Annotated in this window: 5 protein-coding genes; 3 read left to right on the top strand and 2 right to left on the bottom strand. The window is 55.5% G+C overall.

The window, feature by feature from the left end; translation table 11 throughout:
• The coding region (locus ACFOFO_RS24395) for a hypothetical protein (protein WP_390333263.1) at nt 1-420 on the top strand (420 nt) is incomplete at its 5' end.
• Nucleotides 421-1,226: 806 nt separating this feature from the next.
• Here ACFOFO_RS24395 and ACFOFO_RS24390 read toward each other — a convergent pair.
• Entirely contained in the window at nt 1,227-1,553 is a 327-nt protein-coding gene (locus tag ACFOFO_RS24390; protein ID WP_390323686.1) for a sensor histidine kinase, read from the bottom strand.
• Nucleotides 1,441-2,256, bottom strand: a complete 816-nt coding sequence (locus ACFOFO_RS24385; RefSeq protein WP_390333261.1) for a sensor histidine kinase — start codon at nt 2,254-2,256, stop codon at nt 1,441-1,443. The genes ACFOFO_RS24390 and ACFOFO_RS24385 overlap by 113 nt, the downstream gene beginning before the upstream one ends.
• 219 nt (nt 2,257-2,475) lie before the next feature.
• On the opposite strand from ACFOFO_RS24385, the gene ACFOFO_RS24380 reads away from it, so the two are divergent.
• Entirely contained in the window at nt 2,476-3,399 is a 924-nt protein-coding gene (locus ACFOFO_RS24380; RefSeq protein ID WP_390323692.1) for a reverse transcriptase domain-containing protein, read from the top strand.
• A 294-nt stretch (nt 3,400-3,693) separates the two neighbouring features.
• Nucleotides 3,694-5,496 carry a recombinase family protein gene (locus ACFOFO_RS24375; RefSeq protein ID WP_390333260.1) on the top strand — a complete coding sequence of 601 codons (1,803 nt, stop codon included), beginning with the start codon at nt 3,694-3,696 and terminating at the stop codon, nt 5,494-5,496.
• The last annotated feature ends 95 nt before the right edge of the window (nt 5,497-5,591 follow it).

The following is a 5,591-nucleotide window of genomic DNA, read 5'->3' as shown; positions in this document are numbered from 1 at the left end:
CACGTTTTTACGCAAGGTGAGACGTCTATGAAAGCGGAATGGGACGCGGACAAGGCTGTGCGCGTTCAGGCCGACAACGCAGCCATCCTCTCGCGCGTGAAAAACAACGAGCGAGTTGCAGAGCAACAACACCTCGACAATGACAACATCACGAAAGTCCACGATGAAGAACTATCTACTGTCCGCACTGCTCTTGCTCACTCTGAGCGCTTGCGCATCGGCACCGCCCTCTGTGGTGGATCTGCCGGCGTCACCCAAACCGCAGGCGCCGGCAGCGGCGATGCAGCCGATCCCGGAGGCCGGCTGGTTCGCGAAGACGTTGGACGAGATCTTGACGCGCTCAAACTGAAGATGGAAGAAACGGCGGCGACCGGGCGAGCGTGCCAGTCATTTGCGCGGGCCAATGGGATGGCGCACTAAATGGTGTGCTATAGGTCGTTTGTGGTTCTTTATGAATCAAGCACTTACGGACGACCTTGATACTGAGGTATAGCACAGTGCACGCATTGCAACAAGTTGATTGCAATAGGTTTTTCGTCTTGCGAGTTACTGACTTCTAAGCTGAGGGTCGCAGGTTCGATTCCTGCTGGACAGACCACATCCCCCCTTATGAGAATTGATGGTTTCGGTATTTAGATTCCCATCGTTTCTACATTCTTCACTTCCTCATGTAAGCGAATTTGAAGCGTCATCCTGTGGCTGCCTTCACCTGTTCGATTCGTCAACCAATTCCTGAAACTCCGTCGGCAATTGTGTTTGTGGTCAGTACACTGGGTCAATTCCGACGCATTATTTCCCCTTACTCTATTCGTTCGAATATAAACCACAACGATTGCTCTTGGCATCGGTCGCGGTTTTGATTCTCCTTTTTCAGCTATAAATTCAGTGTTAACGACGCGGAAGGTATTCGCTGGATGTGTTCGCCTTTGTCGTCGCTGGCGTTCTTCTGCTGCCTGTTTTTGGTCTATTTTCCCCACCATCCATCGAGTCGCCCGCGCCTGAAAAAGGTGATTCGGAATTCAGGTTGCTTTGCTGATGAAAAGATCTTGAACAGGTTCTCAGAAACGATATTGCAGGCGACACATCGTCGTCCATCCTACCGTTCGATCGATTCAGGCCGTCCTTCGTTTCGGACTCTTACGGCAGATGTAAGGGGTCGTGCATTTGAAACTGCACCGACCAGCGTTCAACGCGAATTTCGTTAGGGTTATTTACACGGTAATTTTTCAACGCTTGCCCAATGACATGCTTGCGGCGGCTGGCTCGTTAGGGAAGTTCGCCGAAGGAAAGAGGACCAGCGTCGCCCTCAACCCGGGGTGATTGTCGGTCAACTTGAGAACGCCGCCGTGCAACTTCGCGACGGCGGCCACGAGACTGAGACCCAATCCCGCACCCGGTGTGCCGCGACTTGCGTCGCCGCGGTAGAAACGCTCGAAAACCTTAGATTTTTCTTCGTCGGGGATGCCGGGTCCGTCGTCCGACACGGCGATCTCGCCCCCCCCCGTCCGGGTGACGGGATGCCACGACTGTGATCGTCCCGTTTTCCTGCGCATACTTAAGCGCATTGTCGATAAGGTTCCCGATCGCCTGCGCAAGCAGCAGAGGATCACCCGCCAACGCAAGTGGTCCCGACGATACGAAAGAAAGCACGCGTCCCTGCAGTTCCGCCACAGGTTGATAGAATTCTGCGACTTCGCTTGCGATGTTGGCGACATCAACTTCAATGAAGCCGGAGCGGCGCGTGCCGGTATCAATCTCCGCCAGGCGCAGTAGTGCGTTGAAGATAGCGATGACGCGGTCTACGTCGGCCATTGCGCTATCGATTTCGGCGAAGGTTTGTTCCGGACCAGGCCGGATCAGCGATAGCTCCTCCAGGCGGGACCGCAGTTCCGCCAATGGAGTGCGCAAATCATGTGCAATAGCGTTCGACACGTTTCGAATACCGTCAATCAGGTACTCGATTTGGTCCAGCATACGGTTTTCTGTCTCGACGAGAGTGTTGAGTTCGTTCTCGCCACCATAGGCCGGCAGCCGGTGTGAGAAATTTCCCTGCATGATGGCAGAGGCCGCCTGGTTGATGTCGTGTACCTTGGAGAGTAACGTGCGACGAACCAGCAGCCCGCCCAGTACGCCAAGCAGTAAAACAATGCCCGCTGCGAACACCAATCCATACAGGAAAAAATTTTCCAGCACCCTGTATTTCGTGATGTTGTATACGACCAAAAGGTGGTACCCGCCGGGCAGCGTCGTGTGCATGAGTACCACACGTATTGAGCCGCTGCCCGCGTCAATCGAGCGTATGTACCGTCCTGGTAAATCAGGCACTTCGCGGGGGGGGGAAACGGCAGGCCAGCCATTGAGCCGCGAAATAATCAGTTCGGGACGTCGACGGTGTCACTTTAACCGGAAGACCACACGAAGCATGACGCCAATTGCAAGTCACGCATCGGTCCTGCGCGGTCAGAGACCCTGAGCATGCCGGGAAATTTCTTGCACAGAAGCTGGGAGATCTCATCGGCGCCCGTCGCAGTCGGGACGGGCGGGGCGGAGAAGGCCCATGGCCGAAATCCCGCCGCCTACGCCGATGAGAAGTCGGATACACCAGTAGTACCTGAGAAGCTGCCGAACAAGGGGATTGGTCCCGCGGAGGCAGTGGAGGAAAGCGGTGTAGCCAAGGGGAACGCCGACGAGCCTCCTGCGTCCCGGACACAGAGCCGGATCAACGTATCGATGGGACTCGAAGGCGTACGTCAGCGTGCCCGCGCCGATAAGCGGGCACGGTTCACGTCACTACTGCATCACGTCACGCCATCGCTGCTGGTGGAGAGCTTTCACGCTCTGCGCAAGAATGCGGCGGCAGGCGTGGACGATGTGACGTGGAGAGAATACGAAGGTCAACTTTACAGTCGGGTGCATGGCCTGCACCGGGAGATTCACACCGGCGCATACAAAGCCTTGCCCTCACGGCGGGTATTCATTCCCAAGGCGGATGGCAGCAAGCGGCCGCTGGGGATTGCCGCCATTGAAGACAAGATCGTGCAGCAGGCCGTCTCGACGGTTCTGGGTGCGATCTACGAAGAAGACTTTCTCGGGTTCTCGTACGTGTTCCGGCCCGGACGCAGCCAGCACCAAGCGCTGGATGCACTCTGGGTTGGAATAGAAAGGCGCAAGGTAGGCTGGATTTTAGACGCGGACATTAGCGACTTTTTCGGCTCCATCGATCATGACTGGATCGAACGATTTCTGGCCCACCGGATTGCGGACAAGCGCGTGCTGCGCTTGATCCGCAAATGGCTGAAGGCAGGTACCATCGAGGATGGAAAGCGGATCGTGGCAGAGAAGGGCACGCCGCAAGGCGCGGTCATTACGCCCACAACAATAGAGCAAACTCTCGGGTAAGATGGGGACTGCGCATTGCCCGGGAGAGTTTGGCCCCAAGGTTTGCGGGATGCCCGGATGTCGAGATTATCCTCGTCATTGAGGTCATTGACCCCACCAACGGGAAGGCTCAGTCATGACCCGACAACCGCGCAATTGGCGCATTCGCCTGGCTTTCGAGCCGAATCGATTCTCCTGCGAACAACTCGAAAGGGTCTACGAGCATTTAAAGCCGACCCAGACACGCGCCACCTCAGAATCATCTCCATCCCAACCGGCTGTGACAAAGCGTCGTGCTGCCAAGCGAGGTGAGCGATGAGCCATGCAGTGATGGTGGCGTTCTATGCCCGGGTGTCGTCCGAACAGCAAGCCAAACGCGGCACGATCGAAAGCCAAATTACCGCGTTGGTGGAACGAATTGCGGTCGATGGCGAGCAGATTGTCGAGGACATGCGTTTTGTCGATGCCGGAGTCAGCGGCGCAACGCTGATTCGACCGCAATTGGAACGGTTGAGAGACCGTGCTGCGCTCGGCCTGGTGGATCGTCTCTACGTCCTGTCTCCTGACCGACTGTCGCGGAAATATGCTCACCAAGCTTTGCTGATGGAAGAACTGTCGGCGTGTGGTGTGCAGGTGGTGTTTCTCAATCATGCCATCGGCGTCACGCCGGAGGAATCGTTACTGCTGCAGATGCAAGGCATGATCTCCGAATACGAACGCGCCAAGATTATGGAGCGTAATCGCCGTGGCAAGCTTCATGGGGCCAAACGCGGCAGTATCAATGTGCTTTCGACGGCACCCTATGGTTACCGCTACATTCGCAAACAACTCGATGGAGCACCGGCACAGTACGTCATCGAATTGCCACAAGCAGCGACGGTGAGAACCATATTCCAATGGATTGGGATGGAACGGCTGAGCATAGGAGAAGTGACCCGCCGCCTTGCAGCAACGGGCATCGCAACGGCTACAGGCAAGCCGTACTGGGACCGTAGCGTCGTGTGGGGGATATTGCGGAATCCAGCCTATATGGGGCGAGCCGCTTTCGGCAAAACGCAGTCTCGCGATTGCTTGTCCCGCGTCCGTGCGCAACGCCACAGCGCCGATGTGCCCAAAAATGGGTACTCAACCGTCCGTACAGATCCGAGTCACTGGATCGAAATCCCCGTGCCGGCGATCATCAGCGAGGCGTTGTTTCAGTCTGTTCAGGAACAGCTTGCCGAGAATCGCAAAACGGCGCGTCAGCGGAGCCATGGCGCGGTCTATCTGCTTCAGGGATTGATCGTATGCGGCCATTGTCGCTACGCCTATTACGGCAAAAAGATCAGCAAAGCGGCAGCCAAAGGCCACCAGCGGCACTATGCTTATTATCGCTGTATTGGAACCGACGCCTACCGCTTTGGCGGTGAACGCGTTTGCGACAATCAGCAAATAAGAACGGACCGGCTCGATGACCTCGTGTGGCAGCAGGTTATTGAACTACTGGCTCACCCAGGACGACTAAAGAGTGAATATGAACGTCGGCTGAGTGTTCTTGAGAAAAAAGAAAAAACAAGTTCTGATACAGCATCTCTGGAAAGGCAAAGGCTTCAACTGGAGAAGGGCAAGTCGCGACTCATAGACAGCTATGCCGATGGTATGCTCGACAAAGCGGACTTCGATCCGAAGATGCGGCAATTGAAGGTACGGCTAGAACAGATCGATCATCAGATTCAAGAATCACGGCGCAACAATGCTGGTCAAAGCGAGTTGTTCCTTGTGATTAATCGTCTCGAAGAGTTTGCATCTGCCGTGCATGACCGGTTGGACACAATCGATTTCGTAATGAAACGCGAGGTCATCCTCGGCTTGGTCAAGCGCGTCGAAATTCACAAAGAGGAGATCCTCGTCGTGTTTCGGGTTGATCCGGATCCGGGGTTCAATGCCGACGAGAATTCGGCTAATTCAGACGTTGGAGAGAAAAGTATGCAAGATCGTACGCGGCGTCATTTCTCCGCTGCTCAGCAATATTTATCTGCACTATGTTCTCGATGTGTGGGCACATCATTGGCGACGGCATCAAGCAGTTGGCAAGGTCATCCTGGTCCGCTTTGCGGACGACAGTGTGGCAGGATTTGAGCACGAAGCGGACGCGAAGCATTTCCTCGCAGCTCTGGAGTGCGTATTCCACACCAAACTGGACACCGATTTCACGGCAAACTGGACACCCATTC

This window comes from Pseudundibacterium arcticum, assembly GCF_042646465.1.
Taxonomy (GTDB): domain Bacteria; phylum Pseudomonadota; class Gammaproteobacteria; order Burkholderiales; family Burkholderiaceae_D; genus Undibacterium_A; species Undibacterium_A arcticum.
Note: the sequence above shows the minus strand (reverse complement) of the source record. Positions and strands in the feature narration are given on the sequence as shown.

Coding starts and splice junctions, on each gene's coding strand:
- ACFOFO_RS24385 (WP_390333261.1), bottom strand. CDS start 2,256: ATGCACACGACGCTGCCCGGCGGGTACCACCTTTTGGTCGTATACAAC.
- ACFOFO_RS24380 (WP_390323692.1), top strand. CDS start 2,476: ATGCCGGGAAATTTCTTGCACAGAAGCTGGGAGATCTCATCGGCGCCC.
- ACFOFO_RS24375 (WP_390333260.1), top strand. CDS start 3,694: ATGAGCCATGCAGTGATGGTGGCGTTCTATGCCCGGGTGTCGTCCGAA.
- ACFOFO_RS24390 (WP_390323686.1), bottom strand. CDS start 1,553: ATGCGCAGGAAAACGGGACGATCACAGTCGTGGCATCCCGTCACCCGG.